Source organism: Pseudohongiella sp. (assembly GCF_040877505.1).
Lineage (GTDB): Bacteria > Pseudomonadota > Gammaproteobacteria > Pseudomonadales > Pseudohongiellaceae > Pseudohongiella.
Map to the genome: position 1 here is coordinate 1 of NZ_JBBDNQ010000003.1, position 17,665 is coordinate 17,665.

Consider the following 17,665-nt stretch of genomic DNA (forward strand, 5'->3'; position numbering starts at 1 on the left):
TCCAGCAAATGGTAATTACTGAGCCCCCGTTTGAGGGTTCCGTAAACGGCAACCAGCGTAGACATGTTTACTTCTCTGTGGGATAGTTGAGCAACATAAGCACCCCGATACAATAAAGAAGAACACGCGGGAGAACAAGTATGTCGAAAGACCCAGCGGCAGCGTCGTGGCCTGCCTCATTGAATATTTCACGAGGCGTCGGACTTTTGCAGGCGGCTGCGCTCAGCCTCGCCATCACCATGTTGCCTTTTAATGCGCAGGCGCAATCCGGCGACATACCACGCACAGCAGACGGCAAACCTGATATGAACGGTCTGTGGCAGGCACTTGGCAGCACGCACTGGAATATTGAACCCGGCGCCGCCAAAGCCGGACCGGACTTCCGCATGGGCGCAAACGGTGCCATTCCCGCCACGCTGGGCGTGGTGCAGGACGGCCCGCTGCCATACACGCCCGAGGCTCTGGCAACTCGTGACAGAAATGCCGACGATTGGGCCGCCCTGGATCCGGTCGGCAAATGTTACATGCCCGGTGTGCCGCGCGCCAACTACATGCCCTTTCCATTTCAGATTGTGCAATCCCCCGAGCACACTGTCATGGCTTATGAGTTCGCCAGTGCCATGCGCATTGTGTACATGGATCAGCCCGATTTCGATGGCCCGGTGCCGGCCTGGATGGGGCATTCGCGCGGCCACTGGGAAGGCGACACGCTGGTGATCCGGGTGACCGATTTTATGCCCTACACCTGGTTTGATCACGTCGGCAATCACCACAGCGATCAATTGGAAGTGATCGAACGATACACACTGGAGAACCCCAACCTGATCCGCTACGAAGCCGAGATCCGCGACCCGGAGACCTTCACCAGGCCCTGGACATTGCGTCTGCCGCTGTATCGACGTATGGAAGAAAATGCGCAGCTGCTGGAATTCAAGTGCGTCGAATTTGCCGAAGAGCTGATCTACGGCTACCTGAATAAAAACGCACCAGCAGACCGGGTACCACCGCGCGGTATGCCCTTCACCATTCAGGAACCGGTCACCCAATAATTCGGACACGTGGAGCACGACATCATGAAAACATCGTTTCACAAACCGGCCCTGTTAGCGCTGCTATGTACCGGCAGCTTTTATGCAACAGCCCAGGATTCAGACGACTGGCAGGTGCCGCGCACCATCAACGGACATCCTGATTTGCAAGGCGTCTGGGCCAACAACAGCAGCACACCGCTGGAGCGCCCCGAGGTCTTTGGTGACCGCCCCGAGCTGACCGCAGAGGAGTTTGCAGACTTGCGCGCCCAGGCGGCAGAAATTGAGGCCAGCGGCGGCGACGCCCTGTTTGGTGATGGTTTCCTCAACGCCGTAATCACCGGCGAGGTGCAATCCTACGACCCCGCCACAGGCAACTACGACGCCGCCTGGATGGTTGACCGCAACCTGGAAAACCGCACCTCGCTGGTCGTAGACCCACCCAATGGACGCATCCCGCCCATGACTGAAGAAGGCCGCGCCCGCATGCAGGAACGCGCCGCCAACCGCCCTGGCGCCACCGATTCCTACCTCGGCCGACCGCTACAGGAACGCTGCATCACCTGGGGCATGCCTTACATCATGGCCGGCTACAACAGCTACTACCAGATCGTGCAAAGTGAAGACACGGTGGCCATCATTCAGGAAATGATCCACGACGTCAGAATAGTACCGATAAACGACAAACCCCACGCCGATGAACGCATCGAGCTATGGCACGGCGATTCCCGCGGCTGGTGGGACGGCGACACCCTGGTCGTGCAGACCCGCAACTTCTCCGACCAGAGCCAGTTCCGTGGCGCGGGCGCCAACCGCCTGTTCACCGAACGCTACACCCGCACTGCCGAAGACGTGCTGGAGTACCAATTCACCGTGGAAGACCCCAGCACCTGGGAACGCCCCTGGACCGCCGTCATCAACTACACCGCCAGCGAAGACCCCATCTACGAATACGCCTGCCACGAAGGCAACTACGCGTTAATGGGAATATTGTCGGGAGCCAGAGCCGCTGAACGCAATACACAGAGTAACTAGGAAAGGAAGGCGCCACCTGCCCCGCAGAGGGCAGCAGTGCACAGGGTGTATCGCCTCGAAGCGCATGCCGCGAGAGCCGATCGCCCTCTGCAGTGGCATCCGATCCACTTACAGAACGAGAGCCGATCACCCTTTGCGATGATGCCCGATCCACTGACCCTGCACTGGCTTGGCAGAGGAACACGGAGCGTGGGGTGTATTGCCTCGAAGCGCATGTCGCGAGAGCCAATCACCCCAGGGTTCGAGTTCCGATCCACTGACTACGAAAACCGAAACTAGCGAGCAAGCTCTCGAGGCATCCGGAACACAATATTCTCCTCCACCCCGGGCACCTCAACCGGCACCTGACCGCTGATCTCCCGCAGCCGGTCAACGACCTGCTGGACCAGAATCTCCGGCGCCGACGCACCCGCCGTCACCCCAAAGCGCTTCTTGCCCACAAACCACTCAGGTTTCAGATCATCAACTCTATCGATCAGATACGCCTCACAGCCCATGCGCTCGGCCAGCTCACACAACCGGTTCGAATTCGAGCTGTTGGGCGACCCCACAACCAGCAACAGATCGGACTCCAGGGCCAGTTGCTTGACCGCGTCCTGCCGATTCTGCGTGGCATAACAAATATCCTTTTTACGTGGCCCCTCTATCTGCGGAAACCGGTCACGCAAGGCATCAATCACCTTCGCGGTATCGTCCATCGACAGGGTCGTCTGGGTGACATAGGCCAGCCGCGACGGATCACGAACTTCCAGCTTAAGAGCATCTTCAACCGACTCCACCAGATAGATACTGCCACCCTTACTGGTGTTGTATTGCCCCATGGTGCCTTCAACTTCCGGGTGCCGTGCATGACCGATCAGCACGCATTCGCGGCCCTCAGTGCTGAAGCGCATGACCTCAAGATGAACCTTGGTCACCAGGGGGCAGGTTGCATCAAATACCTGAAACCCACGCACAGCTGCTTCTTTCTGCACTTCCTGCGACACGCCGTGGGCACTGAAAATAACGATCGGCTGTCGCCCCAGACTGTCCTGAACCGGCACGTCATCAAGCTCATCGACAAATATCGCGCCACGTTGACGCAGGGTGTCGACAACAAACTTGTTGTGAACGACCTCATGTCGCACATAGATCGGCGCGCCGTAGACATCCAGCGCCCGATTCACAATATCAATGGCACGGTCAACGCCCGCACAGAAGCCACGCGGATTGGCCAGCCTGATTTCAGCGTCCGGCGAAACCGAAACATCGAATAACTGAACTGCACTCATGCCTGTCTCCCGTAGCCTGTATTACCAATCCTTAAAAAAACTGCAACCAGATTCAAAGTTGAATTTTGACTGCCTGGGTGCCAGGCGCTATGACCGACAGAATATCTGCCGTAAACAGAATTTCACGTCCTGCCAGCGGATGATTGAAGTCTATCACCACATGCAATTCACCGATTTGCCTGAGTACACCCGGTATCTCGTTACCACCGGCATCGGCGAACGACACCACAGTGCCCTCCTCTACCGGGTCTGTCGTATTGGCCAGCAACCCGGCAAAACGCTGGCGTGGAAACGACTGCACATTCTCCGGATTAACTGCACCGAATGCCTGCTCCGGTGGCAGCACAACCGAAACGGAAGCTCCCTGCCCCGCACCCATCAACGCCGCCTCGAATCCCGGCAACAAATTCCCGTCACCAACCCTGAAAGTCGCCGGTGCTTTACCATAATTGCTGTCAATTTCAGTGCCGTCGGGCAGAGCCAGAGAAAAGTGCAGGGTCACTCTGGCCCCCGCGCACACCACGCTGGCCGGTTCACCTGCTGACGCCTGTACCGGGGCATGCTCCGAGTCACGCATAACTTCGCTGCTCACCGTCGCCACTGATGTTATCCACACAACGACCACACAACTCCGGGTGTGAGGCATGGCTGCCAACATCCGGTCGATGATGCCAGCAACGCACACATTTTTCGTGCGTTGATGGCGATACACGCAAGCGCAGACCCGGCAACTCGGTCGCGACAGTCTCAGTCGAATCACCTGCCGACATCGGCTCCAGACTCGCGGCAGATACAATAAGCACAAAGCGCAACTCGTCCTGCAGCGCAGACAAACGTTTTAGTAACGCCTCTTCACAATACAGAGTTACTTCGGCAGACAGCGCAGCACCGACCTTTTTTTCTGCCCGCTGCTTTTCCAGCTCTTTGTTGACAGCGGTCTTGACCGCAATCAATTCACGCCAGAACGCATCACTGAAGTCATCGCGCACCGGCAGCGCAGGCAAGCCTTCATCAAATGTGGCCAGAAAAACAGAATCGGGACGCTCGCCCGGCACATACTGCCAGATTTCATCGGCGGTAAAGCTCAGTATCGGCGCAATCAGACGGACCAGCACTTCTGTAATGTGATACATCGCAGTCTGGGTTGAACGTCGTGCCAGGCCATCAGCTCTGGCTGTGTATTGACGATCCTTGATGATATCAAGGTAGAAACTGCCCAGCTCGGTAACACAGAAGTTATGTACCTTCTGATATACATTCAGAAACTGATAGTTCTCATAGTCCTGTTTCACCTGCTCACGAAGCTGTTGCGCCTGCCGCGTGATCCAGTAATCCAGCGCCAGCATGTTTTCCGGCGCCACCACATCCGTGTTCGGATCAAAGCCGTTCAAGTTGGACAGCAAAAATCGCACGGTGTTACGGATGCGGCGATAGGCATCGGCAACACGCTTAAGAATCTCGGGCGATACTGCGATCTCGCCGCGGTAATCGGTGGCCGCGACCCACAGCCGCAAGATATCCGCACCGTACTCATTGAACACTTCCTGTAGCGAGATCGTATTGCCAAGAGACTTCGACATCTTGCGACCATCAGCGTCAACCGTGAAGCCATGTGTCAGTACCTGTTTGTACGGCGCGGTACCATTCATCGCTATGGCCGTTTTCAGCGAGGACTGAAACCAGCCACGATGCTGATCAGAACCTTCCAGATACAAGTCAGCCGGGTAGCGCAGACCGTCACGCTGCTGCAGGACAGAATAATGTGTCACCCCGGAATCAAACCAGACGTCCAGTGTATCTGTTACCTTGTTGTATTGTTTGGCGTCATCGCCGAGCAACTCCTCAGCGCTCAGATCGAACCAGGCATCGATACCTTTTTTCTCGATACGCTGTGCCACCTGTTCTATCAGGTTGGCGGTGTCCGGGTGCAGAGCGCCGGTGTTCTTGTCCACAAACAGGGTGATAGGCACGCCCCAGGTGCGCTGACGTGACACACACCAGTCAGGACTGCCCTTCAGCATCAATTCGATTCTGGCCTGGCCCCATTCGGGTACCCACTTCACACCCTTGACGGCGGCAAGCGCGGCATCCAGCAAACCTTTTTCAGTCATGCTGATAAACCATTGCGGCGTGGCGCGGTAGATCAACGGGGTTTTGGTGCGCCAGCAATGCGGATAGCTGTGGCGAATCTTCTCCACGGCGACCAAGGCGTTTTCACGTCGCAGAATATCAAGCACCTGTTCGTCGGCCTTGTATACATGGACACCGGCCAGCTCACCAGCAGCCTCAGCAAAGACCCCGTTCTCGTCCAGCAGGTTCATTGTGCCCAGACCGTACGTCTGTCCGGCAACAAAATCTTCCATACCATGATCAGGCGCAGTATGAACTGCGCCGGTGCCGGCTTCGGTAGTGACATGATCACCCATCAGTACCGGCACCTGTCGACTCACAAACGGGTGTTGCAAACGCAGACCTTCCAGCACACCACCTTTGGCGATCCCCAGGCGCTCGGCCTTGTCGCAGCCATAACGAGCCATGACTTCTTCCTGCATGTCAGCAGCAATGATCAGCAACTCCTCACCGATCGCATCATCAATCGTGCAACGCAACAAAGCGTATTCAAGGTTTTCGTTCAAACATACAGCCTGGTTTGACGGCAATGTCCAGGGCGTGGTGGTCCAGATAACCACGGAGACGTTTTTACCGGCGACACGTTTTTCATCGACAGCAAATGCCGTCAGCCAGGTCGTCGGCTCCAGCACAGCAAATCGCACGTCGATGGCAAAGGAGGTTTTATCCTGATACTCCACTTCGGCTTCGGCCAGCGCAGAGGCACCTACCACACTCCAGTAGACTGGTTTGAAACCCTTAACCAGGTGGCCGTTGCCGGCAATACGGCCAAGCGCCCGGACAATATTGGCCTCGGTGTCAAAATTCATGGTCAGGTACGGGTTGTCCCAGTCCCCAAAGACCCCCAGCCGCACAAAGTCCTGCTTCTGGTTTTCGACCTGTTTGGCAGCGTAGACCCGACAGGCCTGACGGAATTCGGCATGCGTGATTTTTTGACCGGCCTTGCCTTTTTTCTTTTCCACATTGTGTTCAATCGGCAAACCGTGACAGTCCCAACCCGGCACATAAGGCGCATCAAAACCCGCCAGTGTACGTGATTTAACGATTATGTCTTTCAGGGTTTTATTGACCGAATGACCCAAATGAAGATCGCCGTTGGCGTACGGTGGACCATCGTGCAGAATGAAAGTCGGTCGCCCGGCGCTGTTCTCTCGAATTCGGGCGTACAGATCCATGTCTTGCCAACGGCTTAGCATACCCGGTTCCCGTTGTGCCAGACTCGCTTTCATCGGGAACTCGGTGCTGGGCAAATTCAGGGTCTGTTTATAGTCAGTCATCTGGTATCACTCATCGAACAGGTTGTGCCTGTATGTTGTCAATTTTTGCGCCGGGATTTGCTTCATCCGAACGCGACTGTTTCGGTTGCTGTTGTGTTCGCTACTGCCGGTAGCCGGAGAAGTACTGTCTGACCTCCTCCACGTCCAGGGCTATCCTGGATTTGAGCGCATCAAGTGACTCAAACTTCTGCTCCGGCCGCACGCGGTGCTGAAACGTCACGGACACCCGGGCGCCATATATGTCCTGGTCAAAGTCCAGCAAATGTACTTCCAGCAGCGCTTTGCCATCCTCTTCCACAGTCGGGCGATAACCGATATTGGCGGCACCCACCGCGTTCATATGCTCGCCCTCACCGAGGGTAATGTCCACGGTGCAGGCATACACACCGTGCAAAGGAATATTGCGCCGGTTCAGGGCCAGGTTACAGGTCGGAAAGCCAAGATCCCGACCCAGCTGTTGCCCGCGCACTACCGTACCGGAGATCGCATACGGGCGCCCGAGTATGGTCGCAACACGCTCGAAATCGGCCCGAGCCAGACATTCACGCACGTACGTACTGCTCACACGCACGCCATCAACCATACAACTTGCTGTTTCCACTACCTCGAAGCCTGCCTTTTCGCCGTAGCGACACAGCAACTGAAAATCACCGCTGCGCTGATAACCGAAACGGAAGTCATTGCCAACAATCAGGCAACGAATGTTGAGGCCGGTGAGCAGAACGTCCTGAATATACGTTTCCGGACTCAGGCGACTTAGCTCGCGATTGAATGCCAGCAGATAAACGTAGTCAACACCCATGGCACGAAGCAATTCAACTTTCTCGCCCGCTTCACTCAACCGTGGCGGACAGTCCCGCGGATTTTGCGCAAAAAATTCTTCCGGGTGAGGCTCAATGACAATGACTACCGACGGCACCGCAAATACCGCCGCTTTTTCCAGCAACTGTCCGACAATGCGTTGATGCCCGACATGGACACCGTCAAATTTGCCAATAGTCGCCACGCAGCCAGAATGCTGCTGCAGAAAACCTTCAGTACTGTGGATGACTTTCATCGCCGGAGCTGCCGAAAAAGGCGAATTATAACGCGTCAGGCGCCCGCTTCCCACCACTGACTCCGCAACCCGCACCCGAGACTAGTCTCAGGCCCCGCAGAGGGCTCCGGAGCGTGGGGTGCATCGCCTCGAAGCGCATGCCGCGAGAGCCGATCACCTCAGGCTTCGGAGCCCGATCCACTAACCGAGAGCCACTGGACCCAGCAGAGGAGCCCGGAACATGGGGTGCATTGCCTCGAAGCGCATGACGCGAGAGCCAATCACCCCAGGGTTCGGGCTTCTATCCACTGACCACAGTAAGCTCAGGATTCAGAATGTCGAGCAGTCCCGGCCAACCGGGCCCTCCCCAACCGATATGACAAACGCCCCAACACCAACGCACCCACAATCACCACAAACTGACCCACAAATGCATTGGCAACGGACACCGAATCAGGCCTGGTCATGATAAAACCCAGATTCAATGCCGTCAGCAATGCCGTGATAACACATATCAGCGACATCAGAAGTAACACTATTCCGACTATTTTTTGCATTACGGCCCCCTGCTGGCGCTGTCTTTTCATACCCTCCGATTATGGCAGTGTGCGCAGCAAGCGACAACTGGATCAAAGCCTTACAGAACGGTATCATCAAACCTCACGCGCCCCACACAAACTGGAGTCTTATGCTCGGCAAAGTGCTGATAACCCTGCTGGTGATAATTGTTGCCGCCATATTCCTGCGCAAGCAGCGCGCCAGGCAGCGCGTGTCCGATCAACCCTCCCGACCATCAAGTCAGCGCGCTGATCCGTGGCAGGGGCAGAACAGAAAAAATCCGACCGATCTTCCCGCTGACGCCCTGCCTACCATGGCCGGCAACATGAAAACGGTTCTGTGGTTTGTGCTGGCTGGCATTGTGATAGCTGGCAGTCTCGTCACTTACCTGCAGTGGCAGGATCAACAGCGCCTGGTTACCGTGCTGCTATACCGCGATGCCGATCAAAGCCCTGTCATTTACCGGGTTTCCAAACGAAATATAGGGGATAGCAGCTTTATCACAGAAGATGGCACTCAGGTCACTGTTTCTGCCAATGAACGTATGGAGATCGTTGGCCTGTAACCCTCCCAACTGACACATTGTCACTAACGACCGGTTATCGTCTTGCGGGCGCGCTTTGTCGCTTACGCCATTGTCGCAGCGTGTAATTCTGTTAAGCTGAATTCATTCAGCGTCAAAGTCCGAATTACCCGTATTACCAAAGTTAAAAGCCCCATACCCCGGAAAAATCGAATCCAGCGGAAACTTTCATGTTTATTTGTCGTTACATCGCCCTGTGTCTATTGCTACTGCCAGCCCTGGCAGCAGCACGTGATACCGTCGTGGAGCTGGAAGACGGCAGCAGTGTCAAAGTATTCCTTTTTGAACCGAGCAACCAACACGGCGACGGCCCCTGGCCCCTGTGCATATTGATGCCAGGCGGTGACGGCAATGAGTACGTTGCCCGTGCCCAGTTCTGGTTAGGCAAGGAGCTGGCAACCCGAGGCTGGATGATCGCAGTGCCGGTATCCCCGACAAATACGCCGTTCACCGGCGCAAACGGACAAAAAATACCAAAGGTTATTGCACACTTGCAGAAGTCCCCGGACATCCTGCCGGGCAAGGCTCTGCTGGTCGGCGTGTCTACCGGTGGCAGTTCTGCGCTTGAGCTCGCAGCTCAGCACCCTGAGCAATACTACGGTGTTGTCGCCGTGCCTGGTATGATGAAAGATCTGACCCTGATTGGCGATATGAAACAATTGCCGGTGTATCTGCGGGTGGCCGAAGATGATCTGTTCCGCTGGAACCAGCGCATGCCCGCATTGGCCGATGCGCTTGAAGCCGGTGGCGCCCGTGTTGATGCCGCATTGGTGCCCGACGCCAGGCACGTATTCCAGCTGGACTGGGACAACCTGCATCCCTGGCTCGAATCACTCTCTGGTCCTGCCTCCGGCTCCAGACAAGACCCGGGACAAAAATAGCAGCGGCGACGAACGCCCCTGACCGGCCGCTGGTGGCGGTTTTAGTTGCGCCGTGCTAAAGTTCGCAGCCTTGCTGATACTCAATGCCACGCTGGAGATGCTGGATGAAATTGATTACCGCTATCATCAAACCTTTTAAAGCCGACGATGTCCGCGAAGCGCTATCAGAGCTGGGCGTTAACGGCATGACCATGACGGAAGTCAAAGGTTTTGGTCGTCAGAAAGGCCATACGGAACTTTACCGGGGTGCAGAATACGTTGTGGATTTTCTGCCCAAGGCGAAAATTGAAGTCGCCGTAGCTGACGAGTTGGTGGATTCGGCTATCGATGCAATTTGCAAGGCAGCCAATACCGGCCACATCGGCGACGGTAAAATCTTTGTCACTGCGCTCGAGCAGAGTATCCGCATTCGTACCGGCGAAACCGGCAACGAAGCCCTGTAGTTCGCTATGGCACGGCGGCAGACTCAGCTCTGCTGCCTGTCAATAACACGCAAGGTCACCAGCGCGTACACCAGCTTGTTTCCCTGATCATCCAGAAACGTCACCGATACTAGCGACGTTGAGCGTCCCTTGTTAATCAACTCACCCTGCAATCGCAGCCTCGGGCCCAGTACCGGATCCAGGTAATCGATACGCATATTGACCGTCGTGATCCAGTAATCGTCACGCCCCGGAAACAGGGTGCGAACAGTATACAGCGCGACCATATCGACGTAGGTACCGGTAAAACCGCCAAACAGTTGCTGGCGCGGATTCAGTACCTGCGTCGGCAAATGCGCATCGATCTCGACAAAACCTTCCGCCTCGCGAACAACCTTCCAGTCAGGTGCTTCCAGCAAGTCGCCGGCGCAATGCCCCGGACGCATAAATACAGGTTTCTGGCCTTGCGAATTCATAAATCCCTTTTATCAAAAATCGAAAAAATAAATCTCAAGATTCAACTGGACTCGCGGGTCCGGCTTCCAGTCATATTCATATTCAGCAAGTAGCTGTGGCACAAGCTCCAGCACCAGCCAGTCTTCGTATATGGCTTTGCGATAAACCATCTGTACAAAATAGTTGTCGACTGTCGCCACCGGCTGGTTCTGACCAATCAGACCTATTTCATAGGTCATGGTTTCGCGCTCACCCAGTGCCTGGTATAGCGCTATCGACTGGCTAAATTCGGTCAGATGCTCGTCATGTGTGTACTTGACTTCCGACTGCATCCGGAAATTCAATTCCTCCGTCAACGCCCGGGTAAAAAATACACGGGTGTCCTGACCCCAGCCATCATTGTTGTAATAGAAAATACGGGTACTGAAACCCGCATACCAGTCGTCACTGAGGTCAACGCCATAACGAATACGAAAACGGTAGAACGGATCCAGCGGGATCTTCGCCCGCATGCCAATATCATGGTTGAATCGCCAGCCGTTGCGCTCAGGATGCTCATATCTGAACCCGCCGGCAAATGAAGCGGTGGAGACATTGTTGAGGCGCTGATCACGCAAAGAGTCACGCTCAGAATTTTCCGATTCGAAAATCAGTTTCCAGCGCTCTGTGGCTCTGGGCAAATCCACACTGCCGCCTATACGGGCATTGGAATGATAGGAATTGAAGCGACCAACACGCTGATTGATGCGTATGCGCATGTAGCTTTCATTGCTGTGCTCACCAACACCCTCACCGGCCAGCCAGTCGTCCATGTTCCGCCCCACCACGGAAACGTTTTTCGACACGCCATCGCGCCGGGCTTCCAGCCAGCGCCACGCGTCAGTCTGCTCCAGATCAGCCATGGTACGGGTGATAATGTTGTCATCAACCTCAACGGAATCAGTGGACGCTTCGTCACCCTGGCCACCAGGCACACCATCGGGCTGAGCGTACGCGGGCCCGCACAATATCAGCCCGCACATTGAGGAAAATAGCAGGCAACAGAAAGGTAAAGACGGTCTGTGCCCAAACGCCTGATGTATCATCATTGAAACTTTGTTTTTTGTAGCGGTAGACTCGTGCACAACAGCTCTCCCGAAACCAATCCTTTTGTGCCAACACAACGGGCTGACTGTGCCGAAATCGCACGCTAAATCAGAATCCTGACGAGCAGTGTAATCCACTCCGGGCCGGGCAACCAGCGATATGCCGAGAATTCCCGGCATTGCCCTTTTTTGCCATTATTCGTCCATGATTGGCCGTTTACCGAGCCTGACTTATAACATTACTGTCAAGCACACCGATTAGCCATTCAGCTCCGTGATGCAGGGGTTCAACCGCCAACAGCACTGCCAGGCAGGCGGCAACCAGCAACATCGCAACCTGCCCGCCGGTCAGCAGTCTGCGGCAATCCAGGCCCAGCAAGGCATGCACGCGGTCCTGCAGATCGCTGCCATCAAAAGCGACTCCTTGCAAAGGCACCAGTGAACGACGCAGTATCCGGCTTACCTGAACCAGAGTCTGTGCGACGGACAATGAACCATAACGACTGGCCGCTGCAAAGTCACAGGACTGTTCACAAAGCAGATGTAAATCATGCAAAACCAGGCGTCGCCAGGCACGAGGCAATACCAGGCAAAACACGCGCCCCAGGAGCAGGCGCAGGTTGTCACGGCGCAAGCGGTGCGCTTCCTCGTGCGCCAGAATGATGGTCAACTCCTCAGCAGAACAACCATCCAGCAGCCCCTTGCTGACAAACACACGGGGCCGCCACCAGCCCAGCGTAAAGACGGCCGGCTCGCTGGCGTTCAGCAAACGATACCCCTCGCAACGACTGGACAATGCCTCAAATTGTTTGCGCAACCGGACACCAAAGCGCAATCCCGTAATGAAGTGAAGAGACAAACCCAGAGCCACCAGAACTGCCAGGCCAAACCCGCTCCAGGCGAGCAGACCGGTATTCGTGGTGGGCACATGATGTACGCAATCACCGTGGCAGTGCGGATCAAGCAGCAGCCCGTTGAACGCTGGCATCAACAACAGCAATGTTGTCATCAGACTTAACAGCAGAGGTGCAGACCAGAGCAGCAACAACAAAATGCTGCCATGCTTTGGATGCAAACGAAGCAGGGTCGGACGCAGCAGTGGATAAAAAGCACGCAGTATCAGCGTCAGCATTACCCACAACACCAGCCAGATCAGACACAGGGTGCCAAGCGTATCAATCATCCCTCTGACCTCTTTGTTCTGGGCCGGCCTGTTCAGAGTCGGTCTGATCAGACCCGGCCTGCTCAGAGCCAACCTGCTCCTGTTCACTTTGCTCTACCTTGCGGCGCTTTATCAGGGCTTCCAGTTCATCCAGTGACGCCTCGTCGAGATCAGCGGCAACCTGCACAAAACTGCTGAGAATTGTTTCCATACGCCCGTCATGCAACAGCTGAATAACATCCCCGAGCATACGACCAAGCAAATTTCCGCGCGACACTGTGGCATGGTAAGTGAAGGCGTGCCCCTGCTTGATGCGGTCAATATAGGTCTTGCGGTAGAGACGCTCCAGCGTTGATTGTATGGTACTCAAGCCCGGGACGCCGCGCGCTGGCAAATCAGCATGGAGTGCCTCGCGCACCTGGCGCGCATCAAGGTGCGGTCGACGCCATAACGCCTCCAGCACACGAAGCTCCAGCTCGCCCAGGTTATGGTTCAGAATATTGGAAGAAGACCGCGTTTTTAGCATCCGGTGTCCATATGAAGTGCTTTACCCTTCTTTGCCGTTCCCTTCCCTGCCTCGCCTGTGTCTCGACCGACTGCCCGTCGCACAGCCCCCTGCAATAGAAGAATGTTTGCAACAATTTAGCCCCGATTGCGCAAAAATGCAAAAACCGATGGCCAATCGGTTACATTTCAAAAAGTATTAACTTTATATATCAACACTTTAGATAATTTGAGCAATGGCTTAGCGTATCATGCATCTTTCAAATACCCAATCGCGCCATGCGCCCAGGCAATCCAGAGGTACAGGACATTGATACAAACCAGAGTTTCGCTGACAGCAGCAATCACATTGATTCTTGGCGGTAACACGTTTGCAGCCGACGCCGGTGGCGAGGCACCACCGGAAATTCTGGTTTTTGGCAGCGACTTCAACCTTTCCGGCACACCACTAACGGCCGCGGAAGGTATTGTTTATGACACTCAACTGGAACTGCGTCCGGTGTCACGCACCGCCGAACTGCTTGAGTTCGTGCCGGGCCTGATCGCCACTCAACACAGTGGCGAAGGTAAAGCCAATCAGTATTTTGTGCGCGGCTTTAACCTGGACCACGGTACCGACTTCGCGCTGCGCCTGGACGACATGCCAATCAATATGCCAACCCACGGTCACGGTCAGGGTTACGCCGATATCAACTTCATCATCCCCGAGCTTGTCGACCGCCTGAACTACAGAAAGGGGCCCTACTACGCCGATGGCGGCGACTTCGCCACCGCCGGCTCAGCCGAATTCAGCTACGCCGACAGCCTTGATCAGGGCATGATCAATTTGACATTGGGCGAAAACAACTATGGGCGTCTGTTTCTGGGAGAATCTTTCGACTTATTTTCCGGACAACTGACGCTTGCCGGCGCCATTACCCAGTATGGTGGTCCGTGGGAACGCGATCAGAACCTGGACAAACGCAAGGCAGTGGTGAAGTACCACGAAACATCGTCCGAGCGCGAATGGAGTCTGACCGGTATGACCTACCTCAACGACTGGGACTCAACTGACCAGATCCCATTGCGTGCGGTCGAGAACGGCAGCCTCAGCCGATGGGGCAATATTGACCCCACCGTCGGCGGCGACTCCCGGCGCAACAGTCTGTCCTTTGCCTGGCAGGAGAACCTGAGCGCCGATGACCAATGGAACTTCAGCGCCTACGTGATGGACTACACGCTTGATCTGTATTCCAATTTCACTTATTTTGCCAATGACCCGATTCGCGGCGACCAGTTCCGGCAGGCTGATGACCGTCAGGTCGCCGGTTTTGAAACCGAGTACCGACGCTCCCTGCAAACCAGCATCCCGACTGAAATCACCCTTGGCTTCCAGAACCGTTACGATGATATTGAAGTTGGTCTATACCTGACGGAGCAACGCGAGGTATACGATACCGTCCGCGCTGACAATGTTGAGCAGTCTCTTAACAGCCTGTACGCCTCCGTGCAGCATCAGTGGACCGATCGTTTCCGATCAGTGGCATCTGTACGGGCTGATCACTACGCTTTCGACGTGACTGCAGGTATTGCGGCCAATGGCGGTTCCGGCAGCGACACCTTGTTCAGTCCGAAACTGAATCTGATTTTCGGCCCCATCGACGGACTGGAAACATTTTTTAGCGCCGGGCAGGGTTTCCACAGTAATGATGCACGTGGCACTGTTATCACGGTAGACCCGGTCACCGGCGACCCCATCGACTCTGTCGACCCGTTGGCGACAGCACGCAGCTATGAGGCGGGCCTTCGCACATCGTTGATTCCGAAAACCCAGATCGCCCTGACCGCGTTCAGCATGCGCCTGTCATCAGAACTGATTTATGTGGGCGACGCCGGCAATACCGAAGCCGTTGACGCCAGTCAGCGTCACGGCGTTGAACTTAACGGTCTTTACTCTCCAACCGACTGGCTGCTGTTTGATGCCGATGTCAGTTATACAAAGGCACGGCTGCGGGGCGTCGGCGCTGACAACCGCATCGGCAATGCGGTAGAGAATACGGCATCTTTGGGCATGATTGTGGATGACCTGAACAACTGGAGCGGCGGCATCCGTCTGCGTTATCTCGGCGAAGCACCCTTGACTGAAGCGCGCTTGCCACGGTCCGAATCAACCTTTTTGATGAATGCTCAAACAACGTACAACTTTACACCCAATCTGTCACTGACACTGGAGCTGTTGAATGTACTGGACAGTGATGATCGCGACATCACTTACTTCTACGAATCACAACTGCCCGGCGAAGCGTCACCTGTGGAGGATATCCACTTTCATCCGGTGGAGCCGCGCAGTGTACGCATGAGCATTCAGGCGCGTTTCTGAGGCACAGAACTACAGGAAGTCCATATCACCCGCTGTCAGCCACCACTTGCCCTGCAGCGTTGGAGCTGACGGCCCCTCTGTCCAGGCGTTGCAGGGAATATGAATACCAGTGGGTTCAGTCTGCAATGCCGCTGTTTGCACCCGCTGCAACTGCCCCGCGCTCAGCCAGAACACCATCGGCCTGCCGGTGTCATGGCCGTGTCGACACAAGGCCCATAATACCGTGGCCAGATCGTCATCCGCCGCGACAATATCCATGATCAGGCTGCACTCGCCATGATCACGAATCACTGCCATCGCTTTATCCCCGGATGCATTGGCAAGTGCCAGAAAGTCATACTTAAGGCCGGGCCTCTGCGCATACCGGTATGACAGGTAAGCCCAGTCGCGCAATCCGATAATGCCGTCACTGAACGCCGACACCATCCGTGGCCACACAACGTTAATGAGAGCAGCACTGCTTGCATCCGGGCCAGAAGCAGTCACCGTCCAGGTGTCACTGGCCGAGGTACTTTCAAACGAGGTACTTTCAAACGAGGTACTCTCAAAAGAGTCAGCAAGGTAAGACAAAGCCAACAATTCATCGGTTTTGGCATACAGGCCCAGGCGCTGGGCGACGTGCATGGCTTTTATATTGGGGAAGCCGAAACCCAGCTGATGACCGGCGGCATTGCCTGCATATAGCTCAAGCATGGATGCCGCCGTGGAGAAAAACAATCCGCGTCTGCTGTAAAAGCCCCGATGCTGTGGCATTACCATCACATCACAGATTTGCAATGCCCGCTCAGGTTTACCGAAATACAGAATGTCGCGACTGATCCCGCCGTAGTGGGCAACGGCCATATCGTTTTTGCATGCAACCACGGAATGGCCACGCCCATTGCCGTATTTCCACTGCCAAAGCGCAGGACTGAAATCCGTGTCGAAGCTGTTTTCAAACAAAGCCCGGTAGCGATCGACAGGCAGACAACCTGCCGGCAGCAAAGTGACATCGGCTGCACCCATGTGAAAATCCAGCAAGACATGGCAATAACGCCCGCGTCGGCATTTATCCCTGTCCTCAGCCATCGCCTGGCGTAAATCCAGCAACTGCGGTATCGGGAGGCCTGTACGCTCTTCCAGCCCATGGAGGTTTTGATCAAACAGTTCCAGACAAAGTTGCATCCACTCAGCAACGCCCGGGCTGAGGTCCCGCTGTTGCGTCAGCACATACCCGGCTCTTGTTGCCATGTCCAGCACATGCTTCAGGACCGGTAAAGGCTCCGGATGCCGTTCGGTGTCATCACCCGTGAACTCTTCCTGTATCAGCAGTTGACCGCCAGGTTTCAACAGTCGCCGGGCGTGTGCAAACACAGCCAGTGGCGACAGGTAACGGGCACTGTTTTGCAGTACCAGCACGTCAAAGTTCTGATCCGGCGCAAAGGTTTGCAGATCTGCGGTAAAAAGCACCGGAATATTACCCGCGCCGGTCCTGTCGCCACTCGCGTCGCCGTTCGTATCACCGGCTTTTCCATCGCTCTCTGGTCCGCGCGACAGCGCCATATTGGCGAATCTTTGCTGTGCGGCGCCCACCGCCTGCTCGTTAACATCAATGGCGGTAACCTGATAACCGGTCCGCGCCAGCTTCTGCGCCAGGGCGCCTGTGCCACAACCCACATCAAGCACACAGGCACCGGGAGGCGCGCTTATCATGGCGGCCAGTTGCTCCGCCATCGCCTGCTGTCCGTCACGGACAGAGCCGTCAGACCGGGACTGCACGCCATAGCTCAGGTAGTCTACCTCGCCAAACGCCAGCTCCAGCAATTCGGCGTAAACATTCAACGGAAAAATCAGTGACTGAGGACTCGTCTTCATGCCGGGCATTATACGGTACAATGC

General features: G+C 55.6%; 16 protein-coding genes. 6 read left to right on the plus strand and 10 right to left on the minus strand.

The features are described from left to right. Positions 1 to 140: 140 nt before the first annotated feature. Positions 141 to 1,049: a hypothetical protein gene (locus tag WD071_RS00020; protein WP_368046225.1), complete on the plus strand. Its 909-nt coding sequence runs from the start codon at positions 141 to 143 to the stop codon at positions 1,047 to 1,049. 24 nt (positions 1,050 to 1,073) lie between these two features. After that, entirely contained in the window at positions 1,074 to 2,063 is a 990-nt protein-coding gene (locus WD071_RS00025; RefSeq protein WP_368046226.1) for a hypothetical protein, read from the plus strand. A 275-nt stretch (positions 2,064 to 2,338) separates the two neighbouring features. On the opposite strand, the gene ispH is transcribed toward WD071_RS00025, so the two are convergent. From ispH to WD071_RS00050, 5 genes are all read right to left on the minus strand, one after another. Beyond that, on the minus strand, positions 2,339 to 3,334 hold the full coding sequence (gene ispH, locus WD071_RS00030; RefSeq protein WP_368046227.1) for a 4-hydroxy-3-methylbut-2-enyl diphosphate reductase: 996 nt from the start codon (positions 3,332 to 3,334) through the stop codon (positions 2,339 to 2,341). Between the two features lie 52 nt (positions 3,335 to 3,386). After that, positions 3,387 to 3,926, minus strand: coding sequence for a peptidylprolyl isomerase (locus tag WD071_RS00035; protein ID WP_368046228.1), 540 nt, complete (start codon positions 3,924 to 3,926; stop codon positions 3,387 to 3,389). Beyond that, the gene (gene ileS / locus WD071_RS00040) at positions 3,904 to 6,741 is read right to left on the minus strand and encodes an isoleucine--tRNA ligase (RefSeq protein ID WP_368046229.1); all 2,838 of its coding nucleotides are present in this window, start codon (positions 6,739 to 6,741) and stop codon (positions 3,904 to 3,906) included. The genes WD071_RS00035 and ileS overlap by 23 nt, the downstream gene beginning before the upstream one ends. Before the next feature lie 100 nt (positions 6,742 to 6,841). Beyond that, positions 6,842 to 7,798: a bifunctional riboflavin kinase/FAD synthetase gene (gene ribF, locus WD071_RS00045; protein ID WP_368046230.1), complete on the minus strand. Its 957-nt coding sequence runs from the start codon at positions 7,796 to 7,798 to the stop codon at positions 6,842 to 6,844. Positions 7,799 to 8,100: 302 nt separating this feature from the next. Beyond that, complete coding sequence (locus WD071_RS00050) at positions 8,101 to 8,334, minus strand: hypothetical protein (RefSeq protein WP_368046231.1); 234 nt, start codon at positions 8,332 to 8,334, stop codon at positions 8,101 to 8,103. 131 nt (positions 8,335 to 8,465) lie between these two features. On the opposite strand from WD071_RS00050, the gene WD071_RS00055 reads away from it, so the two are divergent. The 3 genes from WD071_RS00055 to WD071_RS00065 all read left to right on the plus strand — a co-directional run bounded on the left by WD071_RS00055 (position 8,466) and on the right by WD071_RS00065 (position 10,242). Next, positions 8,466 to 8,900: a hypothetical protein gene (locus tag WD071_RS00055; RefSeq protein WP_368046232.1), complete on the plus strand. Its 435-nt coding sequence runs from the start codon at positions 8,466 to 8,468 to the stop codon at positions 8,898 to 8,900. A gap of 188 nt (positions 8,901 to 9,088) precedes the next feature. After that, on the plus strand, positions 9,089 to 9,799 hold the full coding sequence (locus WD071_RS00060; RefSeq protein ID WP_368046233.1) for a dienelactone hydrolase family protein: 711 nt from the start codon (positions 9,089 to 9,091) through the stop codon (positions 9,797 to 9,799). 104 nt (positions 9,800 to 9,903) lie between these two features. Continuing rightward, positions 9,904 to 10,242, plus strand: coding sequence for a P-II family nitrogen regulator (locus WD071_RS00065; protein WP_368046234.1), 339 nt, complete (start codon positions 9,904 to 9,906; stop codon positions 10,240 to 10,242). Between the two features lie 23 nt (positions 10,243 to 10,265). Here the strand turns inward: WD071_RS00065 and WD071_RS00070 are convergent, their stop codons facing one another. From WD071_RS00070 to WD071_RS00085, 4 genes are all read right to left on the minus strand, one after another. Further along, the gene (locus WD071_RS00070; protein ID WP_368046235.1) at positions 10,266 to 10,697 is read right to left on the minus strand and encodes a PaaI family thioesterase; all 432 of its coding nucleotides are present in this window, start codon (positions 10,695 to 10,697) and stop codon (positions 10,266 to 10,268) included. A gap of 12 nt (positions 10,698 to 10,709) precedes the next feature. After that, positions 10,710 to 11,699 carry a hypothetical protein gene (locus WD071_RS00075; protein ID WP_368046236.1) on the minus strand — a complete coding sequence of 330 codons (990 nt, stop codon included), beginning with the start codon at positions 11,697 to 11,699 and terminating at the stop codon, positions 10,710 to 10,712. 280 nt (positions 11,700 to 11,979) lie between these two features. Continuing rightward, positions 11,980 to 12,945 (minus strand): M56 family metallopeptidase, encoded by a 966-nt coding sequence (locus WD071_RS00080; protein WP_368046237.1) that lies wholly within the window; start codon positions 12,943 to 12,945, stop codon positions 11,980 to 11,982. After that, positions 12,938 to 13,450, minus strand: coding sequence for a BlaI/MecI/CopY family transcriptional regulator (locus tag WD071_RS00085; RefSeq protein ID WP_368046238.1), 513 nt, complete (start codon positions 13,448 to 13,450; stop codon positions 12,938 to 12,940). The genes WD071_RS00080 and WD071_RS00085 overlap by 8 nt, the downstream gene beginning before the upstream one ends. 288 nt (positions 13,451 to 13,738) lie before the next feature. Here WD071_RS00085 and WD071_RS00090 point away from each other — a divergent pair, with 288 nt between their 5' ends. Further along, on the plus strand, positions 13,739 to 15,787 hold the full coding sequence (locus WD071_RS00090; RefSeq protein ID WP_368046239.1) for a TonB-dependent receptor: 2,049 nt from the start codon (positions 13,739 to 13,741) through the stop codon (positions 15,785 to 15,787). A 9-nt stretch (positions 15,788 to 15,796) separates the two neighbouring features. Here the strand turns inward: WD071_RS00090 and WD071_RS00095 are convergent, their stop codons facing one another. Next, entirely contained in the window at positions 15,797 to 17,641 is a 1,845-nt protein-coding gene (locus WD071_RS00095; RefSeq protein WP_368046240.1) for a GNAT family N-acetyltransferase, read from the minus strand. Between the last annotated feature and the right edge of the window lie 24 nt (positions 17,642 to 17,665).